This window comes from Streptomyces sparsogenes (genome assembly GCF_001704635.1).
In the GTDB taxonomy this organism is placed as follows: domain Bacteria; phylum Actinomycetota; class Actinomycetes; order Streptomycetales; family Streptomycetaceae; genus Streptomyces; species Streptomyces sparsogenes.
This window is the reverse complement of sequence record NZ_MAXF01000139.1, coordinates 24,841-38,907: the sequence shown is the minus strand read 5'-3', so window position 1 is coordinate 38,907 and position 14,067 is coordinate 24,841. Positions and strand designations below refer to the sequence as shown.

Here is a 14,067-nt window from a genome sequence, read left to right as displayed (position 1 = left end):
CGATCCGGCTGCGCCTGATCCGGCACGACGTGCTGATCTGCGAGGTCGCCGACGGCAGCAACACCTCGCCACGGCTGCGCCACGCCCGCACCACCGACGAGGGCGGCCGCGGCCTGTTCCTCGTCGCGCAGCTGACCCGCCGGTGGGGCACCCGCTACACCGAGGGCGGCAAGCTGATCTGGGCCGAGCAGGACCTCCCGGCCGCGGCATGAGGCGCACCCCGGCGCGCCCGCGCCCTGTTCGTGATCGTGTCCCTCCCGCACACTGGACGTCGGGGCCGGCGAGGTCCGGCCCACCGGGATCGGGCCCGACGGGGCCAGGTGCGGGGAGGGGGCACGGCGTGCGGATGTCGTTCGGCCACGGCGGCCGGCGGACCGGCCGGCGGCGGGACGGGCTCGCCTCCCCGTGGACCCGCGGCGCCGTGGCGCTCGGGGCCGGGGCGCTGCCCGCGCTGGCGTTCCCGGAGCCGTCGCTGTGGTGGCTGGCGTACGCCGCCCTGGTGCCCTGGATCCTGCTGGCCCGCTCGGCCCCCACCGGGCGGCGGGCGGCCCTGGACGGCTGGCTGGGCGGGGCGGGCTTCCTGCTCGCGGTGCACCACTGGCTGATGCCCAGCCTGCATGTGTTCATCGTGGTGCTCGCGGCGCTGCTCGGGCTGGTGTGGGTGCCGTGGGGCTGGCTGGTGCGCCGGCTGCTGCACGGCCGGCCCGGACCGGCCCGGGCGGCGGCGGCCCTGGTGCTGCTCCCCTCCGCGTGGCTGCTCGCCGAGCTCGTACGGTCCTGGCAGTACCTGGGCGGGCCGTGGGGCCTGCTCGGCGCGAGCCAGTGGCAGGTGCCGCCCGCGCTGCGGCTGGCGTCGGTGGGCGGGGTGTGGCTGGTCAGCTTTCTCCTCGTGGTGGTCAATGTCGCGCTCGCCCTGCTGATCGCGGTGGCCGGGGCGCGCCGGGTGGCGCTGGCCGCCCTCACGGTGTGCATCGCGGCGGGCGCCGGGGTGTGGGGCTGGGCACCGGGGCCGGGGCGGGCCGGCACGGTGCGGATCGCGGTGGTGCAGCCGGGGGTGATCGACGTGCCCGGGCAGCGCTTCGACCGCGGCGAGCGGCTGACCCGGCAGCTGGCCGGCCGGGACCTGGATCTGGTGGTGTGGGGCGAGAGCAGCGTCGGCCAGGACCTGGCCGCGCGGCCGGACCTCAGCAGGCGGCTGGCCGCGCTGTCCCGGCTGGTCGGCGCGGACCTGCTGGTCAATGTGGACGCGCGGCGCAGCGACCGGCCGGGGATCTACAAGAGTTCGGTCCTGGTGGGACCGCACGGCCCCACCGGCGAGCGGTACGACAAGATGCGGCTGGTGCCGTTCGGCGAGTACATCCCGGCCCGGTCGCTGCTGGGCTGGGCCACCTCGGTGGGCAAGGCCGCGGGCGAGGACCGCAGGCGGGGCACGGAGCGGGTGGTGATGCGGCTGCCGGACGGCCTGCGGATCGGGCCGCTGGTCTGCTTCGAGTCCGCCTTCCCCGACATGAGCCGCAATCTGGTGCGGGACGGGGCGCAGTTGCTGGTCGTGCAGTCCGCGACCTCCACGTTCCAGCACAGCTGGGCGCCCGCCCAGCACGCCTCGCTGGCCGCCCTGCGCGCGGCGGAGACCTGGCGGCCGATGGTGCACGCGACGCTGTCCGGGGTGAGCGCGGTGTTCGGGCCGCGCGGCGAGCCGGTGGGCGGCCGGATGGGCACCGACACGAGCGCGGTCAGGGTCTATCAGGTGCCGCTGGGCCGGGGCACCAGCCCGTATGTGCGGACCGGGCCGTGGACGGTGTACGGGTCGCTGGCCGCGCTCGCCGCCTTCGGCGCGGCCGAGGGCGCGGGGGCGCTCAGGCGCCGGCGGGGCTCCGGTGCCGCGGCGCGTCCTTGACGGCCCACCACCGCGGCGGCCCACCGCCGCGAGCGCCGCTCCGGCGGCCTCACCCCGGCGGGTCCCCCTCCGCCGCGTCCAGCCGCAGCGCGAGCCGGTGGATCGCGGCGCGGACGCCGTCGCCGTACGGGCCCTCGACGAGCCCGCGGGCGCTGGCCCGCGCCAGGGCGAGCTGGCCGCGGGCGGCTTCCGGCCGGCCGAGCTTCGCGTAGTCGGCGGCGAGGTTGAGGTGGAGGCTGGGGTAGAAGGCGCGCACCTCGCCGGCGGCGGGGCGGCGGTCGGCGTCGGCGATCCGGTCGGCCGCGGCGAGCGCCAGCAGGTCCCACCTCAGCTCGTCGGCCGGGTCGTCCTGGGTGTCGGCGAGGTAGTGGGCGAGGGCGCAGCGGTGGAAGGGGTCGCCGCCGGCCCCGCCCTGGTGGAGTTCGCGCCACAGCTCGCTCAGCCGGTTGCGCGCCTCTTCCCGGTCGCCGCCGCGGTGCAGCATGACCGCCTGCCCGATCCTGGTCGGCACCGCGTCGTCCTCGGACGCCCTGCGCCGTGCTCCCGCCATCGCGGCCTCCCGCCGGCCTCCCACTGTTCCCGCACCGTTCCGCCTTCGAAAGTAGCCCCGGCGGGCGGCGATCGCGGGCAGCGCGCTCATGTGCTCAGCCCGGTGGGGCGTAGCGCTGCGCCAGTTCGGTGACGGTGCGCGCGACCGCGTCGCGCAGCTCGGGCGGGCCGAGCACGTCGGCTTCGGCGCCCAGCCACAGCAGGTCGTGGGTCGCGACGGGCAGGGACTCCACGGGCAGCACGACCCGCACCCGGCCCCGGTCGTCGGGCGGGCTCGCGGCGGCGGCCGCCGCGGCGCCGGCCGCGCCGAACTTCATCGGGAGCAGCCGCAGTCCGCGCGGGGTGAGCAGCAGTTCGGCCTCGCCCTGGAAGCGCATCTCCTCCAGCTTCCGGGAGGACTCCTCCCAGTAGGCGGCCAGGTCGAAGCCGGTGGGCCGCTCGAAGGTCTGCTCCAGGACCTCGGCGGAGAGGATCCGCGACACCCGGTAGGTGCGCACGCTCTCCACGCGGGCCACCAGGTACCAGATGCCGCCCTTGAGGACGAGGCCCAGCGGGTGGAGGTCCCGCTCCACCTCGCCGCGCCAGCGGCGGTAGCGCACCCGCAGGATCCGCGTCCGCCACACCGCCTCGGCGACGGCGCCGAGGTGGGGGACCTCCTCGGCGTCGTGGAACCAGCCGGGCGCGTCCAGGTGGAAGCGCTCCTGGATGCGCCGGGACCGCTCCCCCAGCTCCGCCGGGAGCGCGGCCCGCAGCTTGAGCTGGGCGGTGGCCAGATCGGCGCCCAGGCCCAGCTGGGTGGCCGGGCCCGGCATTCCGGCCAGGAAGAGGGAGTCGGCCTCGTCGCCGGTGAGCCCGGTCAGCCGGGTGCGGTAGCCGTCGAGCAGCCGGTAGCCGCCGGCCGGGCCGCGGTCGGCGTAGATCGGGATGCCGGACGCGCCGAGCGCCTCGATGTCGCGGTAGACCGTGCGGACCGAGACCTCCAGCTCCGCGGCGAGCTCCGGGGCGGTCATCCGCCCCCGGTTCTGGAGCAGCAGGAGCAGCGAGAGGAGGCGGTCGGCGCGCATGGCCCCATTGTGCCGCCGTACCTGACAAGAGATGTCAGGTACGGCGGGCAGAGTGCTCCTCGGGCCGCGCGGCAGGGAGCGCGCGAAGCCCTCGGAACCATCGGAAGGACACCGTATGACCACGCACGCCACCGGCACGTTCACCTTCGCCAACTGGGACGAGACCAACGTCGGCGAGGCCGGTGACGGCACCAGGCTGGCCCGCGCCACGGTCACCAACAGCTTCTCCGGGACCCTGGAGGCGGAGCGCACCACCTGCGAGTACGCGATCACCTACTTCACCGACAAGACGGGCGTCTGCACCGGCTACGAACTGGTGACCGGCACCCTCGGCGGGCGCACCGGCAGCTTCGTCCTCGTGCAGCACGGCAGCTTCGGCGAGGACGGCGAGATCCGCTGCTCGCTGGAGGTGGTGCCCGGCTCCGGCACCGGCGAGCTGGCGGGGCTCACCGGCAAGGGCGGCTTCGTCGCCATGGCCGGCCGGCCCACCACCCCGTACAGCTTCGAGTACGACCTGGGCTGACGCGGATCACCCGCTGAGGACGGTCACCCCGCCTGGGCGCCCAGGTTCGGGATCCGCCAGTCGATGGGCGTGTGCCCCTGGGCCTTGACCGCCTCGTCGATCTGGGTGAAGGGGCGCGAGCCGAAGAACTTCTTCGCCGAGAGCGGCGAGGGGTGCGCGCCCTTGACCACGGCGTGCCGCTCCTCGTCGATCAGCGGCAGCTTCTTCTGGGCGTAGTTGCCCCACAGCACGAAGACGGCCGGGTCGGGGCGGGAGGCCACGGCGCGGATCACCGCGTCGGTGAACTTCTCCCACCCCTTGCTCTTGTGGGAGTTGGCCTCGCCGCCCCGGACCGTCAGCACCGCGTTGAGCAGCAGCACGCCCTGCCGGGCCCACGGCATCAGATAGCCGTTGTCCGGGATCGGGTGGCCCAGCTCCTCCTTCATCTCCTTGTAGATGTTCCGCAGCGACGGCGGGATCCTGACGCCGGGGCGCACGGAGAAGCACAGTCCGTGTCCCTGGCCCTCGCCGTGGTACGGGTCCTGCCCGAGGATCAACACCTTCACCTGGTCGTACGGCGTGGCGTCGAGGGCGGCGAACACCTCCTCGCGCGGCGGGTAGACGGGACCCTTGGCCCGCTCCTCCTCGACGAACTCGGTGAGCTCCTTGAAGTAGGGCTTGTCCAGCTCCTCGCCGAGGACGCCGCGCCAGGACTCGGGCAGCATGTCGGTCACGTCAAAAACCTCCGGTGTTCGATCCCTTGACGTGCCTCAGAACCTACCGGCGGCCACCGACAACGGCTCAGGCGGCATCCAGCTTCGCCCGCAGCCCGTCGTCGAGCTCCAGGTCGACCGCGCCCAGCGCCTCCTCGAGCTGGGCCACGGAACTCACCCCGAGCACCGGGATCGCCGGCTTGCGCGCCCCGATGAGCCAGGCGAGCACCACCTGGTTGGCGGTGGCGCCGGTCTCCCTCGCCACCTCGCGCAGCACCCTCAGCCGCCGCTCGGTGCCCGGGTGGTCGTACTGCTCCAGGACGCGCTTGTCGGCGCGGGTGTACGCGCCGTGGATCAGCGAGCCGTACGCCAGCAGCGTCATGTCCTCCTGGGTGCCGATGTAGTCGAGGAGGTCGGTCCCCGCGTAGCCCCGGGGGCCCTGGGTGCCGAAGCCGGCCCCGGGCCGCGGCTGGAGGTAGGTGTAGCGCTGCTGGACGCAAGCGTAGCGGGCCAGGCCCCGGTCGGCGGCGTACTGCCGCGCCGCGGCCACCGCCCAGGAGGCGTGGTTGCTGCAGCCGAGGATCCCCACGGTGCCCTCCTCGACCAGCCCGGCGAAAGCGCCGACGGTCTCCTCCATCGGCACCGTGGCGTCCTCGATGTGCGCGTAGTACAGGTCGACGCGGTCGGTGCCCAGCCGCCGCAGGCTGCCCTCGATACCGGCCCGCACGGTGTCGGCGCCGAGGCCCTCCCAGTTGGCGGGCCACTCGGCGCCCCGCGCGGGGTCGGGCCGGGCGCCGACCTTGGTGGCGACGACGGTACTGTCGCGCCGGCCGCGGCTGCGCATCCAGCGGCCGAGCAGTTCCTCGCTCTCGTCACCGGTGCCGCCCGGCGCCCAGATCGAGTAGTTGTTGGCGGTGTCGACGAACGTCCCGCCCGCCTCGGCGAACCGGTCGAGGACGGCCAAGGACGTCTCCTCGTCGACCGTGCTGCCGAACGGCAGAATGCCCAGGCACAGGGCGCTCACCTCGGGTCCGCCGCCGCCCGCCAGTCTCAGATAGCGCATGGTACGCACCTCTCCTCACCACGAAGTCCCGGGTGCCGGACCCGGTCGGATCCGACACCCGGGACTGTGCTCGTTGGAGTGCACGCGAAGGCAAGCCCCCCGCCACCGGCGGTGGCGGAATCCGGCCGGGCGCGGCCGGATCCCGCCGCTTCGTCCGCTCCGGGGGCTCGGGCGGCCGCCGGAGTTCAGTCCACTCCGGCCTTCAGGAAGATGCCGCCGTCCACCACCAGCGTCTGCCCGGTGATCCAGGCCGCGTGGTCGGAGGTGAGGAACGCGGCGACGCCGCCGATGTCCTCGGGCACGCCCAGCCGCCCCAGCGGGTAGGCCGCCGCGGCCTCCTCCTCCCGCCCCTCGTACAGCGCGGCCGCGAACTTGGTCTTCACCACCGCGGGGGCGATGGCGTTGACCCGCACGCCGGGCGCGAACTCGCGGGCGAGCTGCGCGGTGAGGTTGATCATGGCGGCCTTGCTCACCCCGTACGCCGCTATGAAGGGCGAGGTGGAGAGGCCGGCGACCGAGGCTATGTTGACCACCGCCCCGCCGTTGTCCTTCTGCCACGCCTTCCAGGCCTGCTGGGCGAAGCCGAGCGCCGAGACGACGTTGGTCTCGAAGACCTTGCGCAGCACGCCCAGGTCGAGGTCGGCGATCGGCCCGAACACCGGGTTGGTGCCCGCGTTGTTGATCAGGAAGTCCAGCCGCCCGAACGCCTCCATCGCCCGCTCGACGGCGACCGCCTGGTGCGCCTCGTCATGGGCCTTTCCGGCCACGGCGATCACCCGGTCGGAGCCGAGCCGCTCGACGGCCTCCTTGAGGGCGTCCTCGTTGCGCCCGGTGATGCACACCCGGTCGCCGCGCGCCACCAGCGCCTCGGCGATGCCGTATCCGATGCCGCGGCTGGCGCCCGTGACGAGCGCGGCGCGGCCGCTGTCCGACGTTCCCGTGGTCATGTGGTCCGTGTCCCCCGTCAGTTGAGCGGGCCGCCGGCCACGTACAGGACCTGGCCGGAGACGAATCCGGCCGCGTCACCGGTGAAGAAGGCGATGGCGTTCGCGATGTCGTCGGGCCGCCCGACGCGGCGCACCGGGATCTGGCCCGCCGCGGCCTCCTGGAACTCCTCGAAATCCATGCCGACGCGCTCGGCCGTGGCGGCGGTCATGTCGGTGGCGATGAAGCCGGGCGCGACGGCGTTGGCGGTGACGCCGAACTTGCCCAGCTCGATGGCCAGGGTCTTGGTGAAGCCCTGCAGCCCGGCCTTGGCCGCCGAGTAGTTGACCTGGCCGCGGTTGCCGAGGGCGGAGCTGCTGGAGAGGTTGACGATCCGGCCGAACTCCGCGTCCACCATGTACTTCTGACAGGCGCGCGACATCAGGAACGCGCCCCGCAGGTGGACGCCGATGACGGTGTCCCAGTCGCTGTCGCTCATCTTGAACAGCAGGTTGTCGCGGAGCACCCCGGCGTTGTTGACCAGGATCACCGGCGCGCCGAGCTCTTCGGCGACACGCCCGACCGCGGTCTCCACCTGGGCCGCGTCCGACACGTCGCAGCCCACGGCGATGGCGGTGCCGCCCGCGTCGGTGATCTTCTTCACGGTGTCCGCGCAGGACGCCTCGTCGAGGTCGAGCACGGCGACGGCGCGGCCCTCCCGCGCCAGGCGCACGGCGGTGGCCGCGCCGATGCCGCGGGCGGCGCCCGTCACGACGGCGACGCGCTGCTCGGTGGTGGACATGCGGGTTCTCCTCGCCTCGGTGGGACTCACCGCCCGGACGAGAAGACGGTGAGCGACCGCTTAGTCGCTTCAGCAGACGAGACGCTAGAAGCCCCACCACGCGGTGTCAACGACCGGACGCCCTTACGCGCTCGGCGCGCGCCCTGAGGCGAGCCGAGCCTGCCCAAGGCCCCCTCAGCGCACCAGGAGGTCCAGCAGGCGCTCGGTCTCCGCCTCGGCGTCGGCGGTCAGGCCGGTGTGGACCGGGCCCGGCTGGACCACCGTGGAGCGGGGGGCGACCAGCCAGCGGAAGCGGCGCCCCGGGTCGTCGCCCGCGGCCTGTCCGGCCCGCTCCCCGCCGCCGCACACGTTCTCCACCGCGGCGAGCGCCGCCCGTACGCCCGCCACGTCCGCGTCGGGGTCCAGCGCGAGCAGCCTGGCCTCGTCCAGGTGGGTGCGGGCCGCCACGAAGGACTGCGCCCGGCAGTACACGACGACGCCCGCGTTGATCTGCTCGCCGCGCTCGACCCTGGGGACCACGCGCAGCAGCGCGTACTCGAAGACCTCGCGACCGCTGTGCCGCCCGTTCACTCCGACGCCTTTCCCTCGACCCAGATCCGCAGCCACTCCGGAGCCCGGGACGGCCCGTCCTCCTTCGGCGGGCGCTGCCCGCCGAAGGTGATCCGGTCGCTGATCGTAGCGGCGCGCTCCAACAGCAGCTCGACATAGCGGCGGCGCACCGCGTCCGGGCCGTCGAAGCCGGGCTCGTCGGTCAGCCACTCGTCGGGGACGTCGGCCGCGACCTCGGTCAGCAGCTCCTCGGTGATCCGCGGCGCCAGCGCCTCCGCGGCCGCCTCGATGTCCGGGGCGAAGGGCGCGAGGGCGTGGTCGGAGGCGTCGTAGGGCTTGGCGGCCACCGCCTGGGCGCCGCGCCAGCTGTGGTGCCAGATCATCGTCGCGCCGTGGTCGATGAGCCACAGCTTGCCGTGCCAGACCAGCATGTTCGGGTTGCGCCAGGACCTGTCGACGTTGCCGATGAGCGCGTCGAACCACACCACGTGCCCGGCCTCGGCGGGGCCCACCTCGAAGGCCAGCGGGTCGAAGCCGAGCGAGCCGGGGAGGTAGTCCATGCCGAGGTTGAGGCCGCCGCTGGCCTTGAGCAGGTCCTGGACCTCCTCGTCCGGCTCGCCCAGGCCGATCACCGGGTCGAGCTGGATCCGCACCAGGTCCGGGACGCGCAGCCCCAGGCGGCGGCCCAGCTGTCCGCAGATCACCTCGGCGACCAGGGTCTTGCGGCCCTGTCCGGCGCCGATGAACTTCATGACGTAGGTGCCGAGGTCGTCGGCCTCGACGATGCCGGGCAGCGATCCGCCTTCGCGCAGCGGGGTGACATACCGGGTGGCGGTGACTTCAGGGAGCATCCGCCCAGCTTATTGAGCGCTGCAAGCGCATTTCGTGGCGGCTGAACGCCCGGGGTGCCGCGCACGTATCGTCTGGGGAAACGTAGGCTCATCAGGAGGCACCACCATGGCGGAACCGGCGACCACCGGGCGGGCTACCACCCGCCGCTGCTTTCTCACCGCGGCCGGAGCGGCCGGTCTTGCGGCCGCGCTCACGGCGTGCGGGGGCGGTGACGACTCGAGCTCCGCGGCGCCGTCGCAGGGCGGCGGGGGCAAGGGCATGGAGCTGGCGAAGACCAGCGACATCCCCGAGGGCGGCGGGAAGGTCTTCAAGGACCACCAGATCGTGGTGACCCAGCCCAAGGCGGGCGAGTTCAAGGCGTTCTCGTCGGTGTGTCCGCACGCGGGGAATCCGGTCGGGGACGTCTCCGGCGGCACGATCAACTGCCCGTTCCACGGGAGCAAGTTCTCCATCACCGACGGCAGCGTGCAGGCCGGCCCGTCGCCCAAGCCGCTGCCCGGCGCCGAGATCGAGGTCAAGGGCGGCACCATCTCGATGGCCTGACGGCCGCGGGCCTCACCGCGCCCGGGCCCGGCGCCAGCCGGCGACGACCTCGTCGGCCGTGGTGACCGTGGCGACGAGCGCGAGGGTGTGGCGGACCATCGCCGGGGTGTAGTCGGCGGGCACCCCGGCGATGGCGTCGGCGGGGACCACGGCCGTGTAGCCGAGGTTGACCGCGTCGAAGACCGCGTTGGGGATCGCCACATTGGCCGACACGCCGGCGATGACGAGGGTGCGGCAGCCCAGATTGCGCAGCAGCGCGTCCACGTCGGTCCCGGCGAGCGGCGACAGGCCGTGCAGCCGCCGCACGATCAGGTCCTCGGGCGCGACCGGGATCGGCTCGGCGATCCGTACCGCCTCGCTGCCGGTGAGCTGCTGGACCGGCAGCCGCTCGGCGGCCCGGAACAGCCGGGCGTTGCGCCCCGAGCCGCGCCCGTCGGCGCGCCGCTCGGCCACCGCGTGCAGGACCTGTACGGGCGTGTCGTGCGCGGCCGACACCAGCCGCGCGACCGCGTCGAGGGCCCCGGAGTCGCGGGCCGCGGCGGCCAGTTCGGGCAGGGCGCCACGCGGGCCGACCACGCCGCGCTGACACTCCACGGTGAGCAGCGCGCAGGTCGCGGGATCGAGCGGCTCGGGCAGGGTCTGGCGGTCGTACGGCGGCATGGTGGCCTCCTGCGGGCGGCGCGGCCTCTGTGGCCGCGCGACGGTAGCGGCCATTGCCTTCGGAGGGAAGAGACCCCATCCTGTGCGCCACACACCAGTCACCGGGAGGTGCCGGGACCGATGGCCGTCACCCAGCGGCGGGGCCGCCGCGCCATGATGACCCCAGAAGAGCTGGACTCCTACCTCGCCGAGCGGCGCACCTGCCGGGTGGCGACGGTGGCCGCGGACGGGCGGCCGCATGTCAGCCCCCTGTGGTTCGGCTGGCACGGCGGCTCGCTGTGGCTGTACTCCCTCACCCGCAGCCGCCGCTGGGCGCAGCTGCTGCGGGACCCGCGGGTCGCCGTGGTGATCGACGACGGGCACGACTACGGGGAGCTGCGCGGCGTGGAGCTGACCGGCGCGGTGGAGGTCGTCGGTGAGGCTCCGCGCACCGGCGAGCCGTGTCCCGAGCTCGACACGCCCGAGCGGCTGTTCGCGGCCAAGTACTTCGGGCTGTCCGCCATGCCGTACGACGGCCGCCACGCGTGGCTGCGCCTGACGCCCGAGACGATCAGCTCCTGGGACTTCCGCAAGCTCGGTCTCCCGGGCTGACGGATCCGCGCGGCGGCGCGGCGGCAGGGTCGGCGCGGCGCCGCGGCCCGCGGCTCAGCCGCCGGTCCGCTTGCCCACCTCGCGCAGGACGTCGACGGCCGCCCGGATCGAGGGCCTGCGGTCGGCGTCCTGGCGCCAGACGGCGTAGACATGGCGCCGCATGGTGTGGTGGCGCACCGGCACCACCCGCACCCCCTCGGGCACCGCGCCGCGGCCCAGCCGGGGCACCACGGCCACGCCGAGCCCGGCCGCGATCAGCGCGAGCTGGGTGTGGTGCTCCCGCGCGGTGTGGGAGATGCGCGGCTCCACGCCCTTGCCGCGCAGGGTGATCATCAGCCAGTCGAAGCAGAAGCCTCCCTTGGGCCAGGAGATCCACTCGTCGTTCGCGAACTCCTCCGGGTCCACCGTCTCCCGGTCGGCCAGCGGGTGGTCGGCGGGCATCGCCACGTCCACCGGGTCGTCCAGCAGCGGCGCCTTGACCAGCCCGTCGGGCATCGGCAGCGGCTTATTGTACCAGTCCACGACGACGGCGAGGTCGATGTCGCCGCGGACCACCGCGGGCACCGACTCGTCGGGCTCCATCTCCTGCAGCCCGGCCCGCAGCTGCGGGTGCTCGACGCGCAGCCTGGAGAGGGCGGCGGGGAAGATGCCGCGCACGGCGGTGGGGAAGGCGCCCATCAGGAGCTCGCCGACCGCCTGGCCGCGCTGCGCCTCCAGGTCGGACTGGGCGAGCTCGACCTGGGAGAGGATGCGGGCGGCGTGGTCGGCGAGCAGCCGCCCGGCGTCGGTCAGGCGCACCCCGCGCCCGTTCTTGGCGAGCAGTTGCTGCCCGGTCTCGCGCTCCAGCTTGGCGAGTTGCTGCGAGACGGCGGAGGTCGTCACGTGCAGCCCTTCGGCTGCGCCGCTCACGGATCCATGGCGGGACACGGCATACAGCGTACGGAGGCGATCCAGGCTCAACACATAAGCGATACTACGCGATAGCGCGCAGAAATTCTCGCTTGTCCTAAGAGGTCAGAAGGCGCCACAGTGAGGGCCATGAGCACAGCGACCGCCTCCCGCACCCCCGCCACCAGGGCCGACACGCCCGACGCCACAGCCGACACCGCCTCCGCCCGCGGCCCGCTTCTGGACTGGCGGATCCGGTTCGGCGCGCTCTCGCTGATCTGGGGCTTCAGCTTTCTGTTCATCAAGGTCGGCACCGAGGCGTTCGCACCGCTGTACGTCACGCTGGGCCGCATGCTCTTCGGCACCGCCGTCCTGATGGCGGTCCTGGTGGTGAAGCGGGAGCGGCTGCCGCGTGGCGCCCGGGTCTGGGGCCATCTGTCGGTGGCGGCCTTCTTCCTCAACGCCCTGCCGTTCTCGCTGTTCGCGTACGCCGAGCTGACCATCCCCTCCACCCTGGCCGGCATCTGCAACGCGACCTCCCCGCTGTGGGGCATGGTGCTCGCCGTGGTGGCCGCCTCCGACGACCGGCCGACCCGGCGGCGCGTCGCGGGTCTGGGCATCGGCTTCGCCGGGGTGCTGGTCGTGCTCGGGGTCTGGCAGGGCTTCTCCGGCCAGGACCCGGCGGGCACCGCGATGGCGCTGGCCGCCTCGCTCAGCTACGCGGTGGGCTGGCAGTACGTGCGGCGCACCCTGAGCGGCGTCGGCCGCTCCCACCTGGCGATGTCGGGCGCCCAGTTGCTGATGGGCACCGCCCAGCTGGCCGTCGTCGCCCCGCTGTTCGCCCCGGCGCCCGGCTCCTTCCCGGTGCTGCCGCTGCTGTCCGTGGTCGCGCTGGGCGCGCTCGGCACCGGCTTCGCCTTCCTGGTGCAGTACGGCCTGGTCGAGGAGGTCGGCCCGACCACCGCCATGATGGTGACGTACTTCGTCCCGGTCATCGCGACCGCGGCGGGCGTGGCGATCCTCGGCGAGCACCTCACCTGGAACACTCCGGTCGGCGCGCTGATCGTGCTGGCGGGCGCGGCGCTGACCCAGAAGCGGCCCCGCGCCCGGGCGCCGCGCGCCTGACGGCCGGGGCGGCTCAGCCATAGCGCCCCGCCGGGGCCGGTCCCCTCGCCGACGCCAGCGCGTCGGCGAGGGGACCGATGTCGTCCATGGCCAGCGCGGACACGGTCAGCCGCACCCCGGGCGGCGAGGCGATCCGGAACCGCGCCCCGGGCGCGACCGCCCAGCCGGACTGCAGCAGCCGGGCGACGGCGCCCGTCTCGTCGGGGACCGGCACCCATACGTTCATCCCGCTCCGGCCATGGGCGGCGATCCCGCGCTCGCCCAGCGCCCGCACCAGCGCCGCGCGCCGCGCGCCGTACGAGGCGGCGACCGCCGCGGGGTCCACCGCGCCGGTGCGCCACAGATGCGTCAGCGCGTCCTGCAGCAGATGGCTGACCCAGCCGGGGCCCAGCCGCTGCCGGCCGCGCACCCGGTCCACGGTGACCCGGTCACCGGTGAGCTGGGCGATGCGCAGATCGGGCCCGTACGCCTTGGCCGCGGAGCGGACCAGCGCCCAGTGCTCCGTGCCCCCCGCCAGCGGGTGCGGCGGCAGGTCCACGATGCCGTGGCCGTGGTCGTCCTCGATCAGCAGCGTGTCCGGATGGCGGTCCAGCACCGCGCGCAGATCGCGGGCGCGCGCGGCGCTCACCGAGGCGCCGGTCGGGTTCTGCGCCCGGCAGGTCACGATCAGCGCCCGCGCCCCCTTGCCCAGCGCTTCCTCGACCCGGTCCGGCAGCGGCCCGTCGTCGTCGAGCGCGACGGGGACGGGGCGCAGCCCCAGCGCGGGGACCAGGTCGAGCAGGCTGCCCCAGCCCGGGTCCTCGACCGCGACCGCGTCGCCGGGCCTCAGGTGGGCGGCGAGCACCCGCTCGATCGCGTCCAGCGATCCGGAGGTGACGGCGACGGGGCCGTCCGGCACCCCGTCCGCGTCGAGGGCGGTGCGGGCCGCCCGGGCGAGTTCCGGGGAGACCTCGGGGGTGCCGTACAGCGCCGGGTGCTCGGCGGCCCGCGCGGCGGCCGCGGCGAGCGCCGCGCCGAGCGGGGGCAGCAGGGCGGGGTCGGGGTTGCCGTCCCCGAGGTCCCGTACGCCCTCGGGAGCCTCGACGCGGATCAGCTCGCGGGAGGTGATGGCGGGGCGCTCGCGCACCCGGCTGCCCCTGCGGCCCGCGGTCTCGATCACTCCCCGGTCCCGCAGCGAGCGGTAGGCGGCGGCGACGGTATTGGGATTGACGCCCAGCTGTGCCGCCAACTCGCGCATGGGCGGCAGCAGTTGGCCCGGGTCCAGGTCACCGGTGCCCACCGCGCGCTCCACACTCGCGGCGATCTCGGCTGCGCGGCGCCCTTCGATCCGATACTCTCCTAGCAC

The 14,067-nt window shown here is 74.4% G+C and carries 17 protein-coding genes; 6 read left to right on the top strand and 11 right to left on the bottom strand.

All coding sequences use genetic code 11. The features are described from left to right. The coding region (locus BBH68_RS29415) for an ATP-binding protein (RefSeq protein ID WP_141713080.1) at positions 1-212 on the top strand (212 nt) is incomplete at its 5' end. A 134-nt stretch (positions 213-346) separates the two neighbouring features. Beyond that, the gene (gene lnt, locus BBH68_RS29410; RefSeq protein WP_065966763.1) at positions 347-1,897 is read left to right on the top strand and encodes an apolipoprotein N-acyltransferase; all 1,551 of its coding nucleotides are present in this window, start codon (positions 347-349) and stop codon (positions 1,895-1,897) included. Between the two features lie 49 nt (positions 1,898-1,946). Here the strand turns inward: lnt and BBH68_RS29405 are convergent, their stop codons facing one another. Continuing rightward, positions 1,947-2,447 carry a hypothetical protein gene (locus BBH68_RS29405; protein WP_065966762.1) on the bottom strand — a complete coding sequence of 167 codons (501 nt, stop codon included), beginning with the start codon at positions 2,445-2,447 and terminating at the stop codon, positions 1,947-1,949. Positions 2,448-2,541: 94 nt separating this feature from the next. Next, a complete protein-coding gene (locus tag BBH68_RS29400) occupies positions 2,542-3,510 on the bottom strand; it encodes a helix-turn-helix transcriptional regulator (RefSeq protein WP_065966761.1) in 969 nt (322 codons plus the stop codon). A 115-nt stretch (positions 3,511-3,625) separates the two neighbouring features. Between BBH68_RS29400 and BBH68_RS29395 the strand changes: the two genes are divergently transcribed. Further along, on the top strand, positions 3,626-4,033 hold the full coding sequence (locus tag BBH68_RS29395) for a DUF3224 domain-containing protein (protein ID WP_065966760.1): 408 nt from the start codon (positions 3,626-3,628) through the stop codon (positions 4,031-4,033). A 23-nt stretch (positions 4,034-4,056) separates the two neighbouring features. Here BBH68_RS29395 and ung read toward each other — a convergent pair whose 3' ends face one another. The 6 genes from ung to BBH68_RS29365 form a co-directional block, all read right to left on the bottom strand. Beyond that, on the bottom strand, positions 4,057-4,737 hold the full coding sequence (gene ung / locus BBH68_RS29390) for a uracil-DNA glycosylase (protein ID WP_065966767.1): 681 nt from the start codon (positions 4,735-4,737) through the stop codon (positions 4,057-4,059). Positions 4,738-4,813: 76 nt separating this feature from the next. Continuing rightward, a complete protein-coding gene (locus tag BBH68_RS29385; RefSeq protein WP_065966759.1) occupies positions 4,814-5,788 on the bottom strand; it encodes an aldo/keto reductase in 975 nt (324 codons plus the stop codon). 185 nt (positions 5,789-5,973) lie between these two features. Then, entirely contained in the window at positions 5,974-6,735 is a 762-nt protein-coding gene (locus tag BBH68_RS29380) for an SDR family oxidoreductase (RefSeq protein WP_065966758.1), read from the bottom strand. A 17-nt stretch (positions 6,736-6,752) separates the two neighbouring features. Next, the gene (gene fabG, locus BBH68_RS29375; protein ID WP_065966757.1) at positions 6,753-7,514 is read right to left on the bottom strand and encodes a 3-oxoacyl-ACP reductase FabG; all 762 of its coding nucleotides are present in this window, start codon (positions 7,512-7,514) and stop codon (positions 6,753-6,755) included. Between the two features lie 174 nt (positions 7,515-7,688). Then, positions 7,689-8,084, bottom strand: coding sequence for a DUF3037 domain-containing protein (locus BBH68_RS29370; protein ID WP_065966756.1), 396 nt, complete (start codon positions 8,082-8,084; stop codon positions 7,689-7,691). Continuing rightward, positions 8,081-8,914, bottom strand: coding sequence for a HipA family kinase (locus BBH68_RS29365; RefSeq protein WP_065966755.1), 834 nt, complete (start codon positions 8,912-8,914; stop codon positions 8,081-8,083). The genes BBH68_RS29370 and BBH68_RS29365 overlap by 4 nt, the downstream gene beginning before the upstream one ends. Positions 8,915-9,020: 106 nt before the next feature. Between BBH68_RS29365 and BBH68_RS29360 the strand changes: the two genes are divergently transcribed. Next, a complete protein-coding gene (locus BBH68_RS29360) occupies positions 9,021-9,458 on the top strand; it encodes a Rieske (2Fe-2S) protein (RefSeq protein WP_065966754.1) in 438 nt (145 codons plus the stop codon). Between the two features lie 12 nt (positions 9,459-9,470). Here the strand turns inward: BBH68_RS29360 and BBH68_RS29355 are convergent, their stop codons facing one another. Further along, positions 9,471-10,118, bottom strand: a complete 648-nt coding sequence (locus BBH68_RS29355) for an isochorismatase family protein (protein ID WP_065966753.1) — start codon at positions 10,116-10,118, stop codon at positions 9,471-9,473. A gap of 120 nt (positions 10,119-10,238) precedes the next feature. Between BBH68_RS29355 and BBH68_RS29350 the strand changes: the two genes are divergently transcribed. Further along, a complete protein-coding gene (locus BBH68_RS29350) occupies positions 10,239-10,709 on the top strand; it encodes a pyridoxamine 5'-phosphate oxidase family protein (protein WP_065966752.1) in 471 nt (156 codons plus the stop codon). Between the two features lie 54 nt (positions 10,710-10,763). Here BBH68_RS29350 and BBH68_RS29345 read toward each other — a convergent pair whose 3' ends face one another. Further along, a complete protein-coding gene (locus BBH68_RS29345) occupies positions 10,764-11,672 on the bottom strand; it encodes a LysR family transcriptional regulator (RefSeq protein WP_065966751.1) in 909 nt (302 codons plus the stop codon). A gap of 75 nt (positions 11,673-11,747) precedes the next feature. Between BBH68_RS29345 and BBH68_RS29340 the strand changes: the two genes are divergently transcribed. Then, positions 11,748-12,722: a DMT family transporter gene (locus BBH68_RS29340; RefSeq protein ID WP_065966750.1), complete on the top strand. Its 975-nt coding sequence runs from the start codon at positions 11,748-11,750 to the stop codon at positions 12,720-12,722. A 13-nt stretch (positions 12,723-12,735) separates the two neighbouring features. On the opposite strand, the gene BBH68_RS29335 is transcribed toward BBH68_RS29340, so the two are convergent. After that, on the bottom strand, positions 12,736-14,067 hold the full coding sequence (locus BBH68_RS29335; protein ID WP_076972089.1) for an aminotransferase class I/II-fold pyridoxal phosphate-dependent enzyme: 1,332 nt from the start codon (positions 14,065-14,067) through the stop codon (positions 12,736-12,738).

Coding starts and splice junctions, on each gene's coding strand:
- lnt (WP_065966763.1), top strand. CDS start 347: ATGTCGTTCGGCCACGGCGGCCGGCGGACCGGCCGGCGGCGGGACGGG.
- BBH68_RS29405 (WP_065966762.1), bottom strand. CDS start 2,447: ATGGCGGGAGCACGGCGCAGGGCGTCCGAGGACGACGCGGTGCCGACC.
- BBH68_RS29400 (WP_065966761.1), bottom strand. CDS start 3,510: ATGCGCGCCGACCGCCTCCTCTCGCTGCTCCTGCTGCTCCAGAACCGG.
- BBH68_RS29395 (WP_065966760.1), top strand. CDS start 3,626: ATGACCACGCACGCCACCGGCACGTTCACCTTCGCCAACTGGGACGAG.
- ung (WP_065966767.1), bottom strand. CDS start 4,737: ATGCTGCCCGAGTCCTGGCGCGGCGTCCTCGGCGAGGAGCTGGACAAG.
- BBH68_RS29385 (WP_065966759.1), bottom strand. CDS start 5,788: ATGCGCTATCTGAGACTGGCGGGCGGCGGCGGACCCGAGGTGAGCGCC.
- BBH68_RS29380 (WP_065966758.1), bottom strand. CDS start 6,735: ATGACCACGGGAACGTCGGACAGCGGCCGCGCCGCGCTCGTCACGGGC.
- fabG (WP_065966757.1), bottom strand. CDS start 7,514: ATGTCCACCACCGAGCAGCGCGTCGCCGTCGTGACGGGCGCCGCCCGC.
- BBH68_RS29365 (WP_065966755.1), bottom strand. CDS start 8,914: ATGCTCCCTGAAGTCACCGCCACCCGGTATGTCACCCCGCTGCGCGAA.
- BBH68_RS29360 (WP_065966754.1), top strand. CDS start 9,021: ATGGCGGAACCGGCGACCACCGGGCGGGCTACCACCCGCCGCTGCTTT.
- BBH68_RS29355 (WP_065966753.1), bottom strand. CDS start 10,118: ATGCCGCCGTACGACCGCCAGACCCTGCCCGAGCCGCTCGATCCCGCG.
- BBH68_RS29350 (WP_065966752.1), top strand. CDS start 10,239: ATGGCCGTCACCCAGCGGCGGGGCCGCCGCGCCATGATGACCCCAGAA.
- BBH68_RS29340 (WP_065966750.1), top strand. CDS start 11,748: ATGAGCACAGCGACCGCCTCCCGCACCCCCGCCACCAGGGCCGACACG.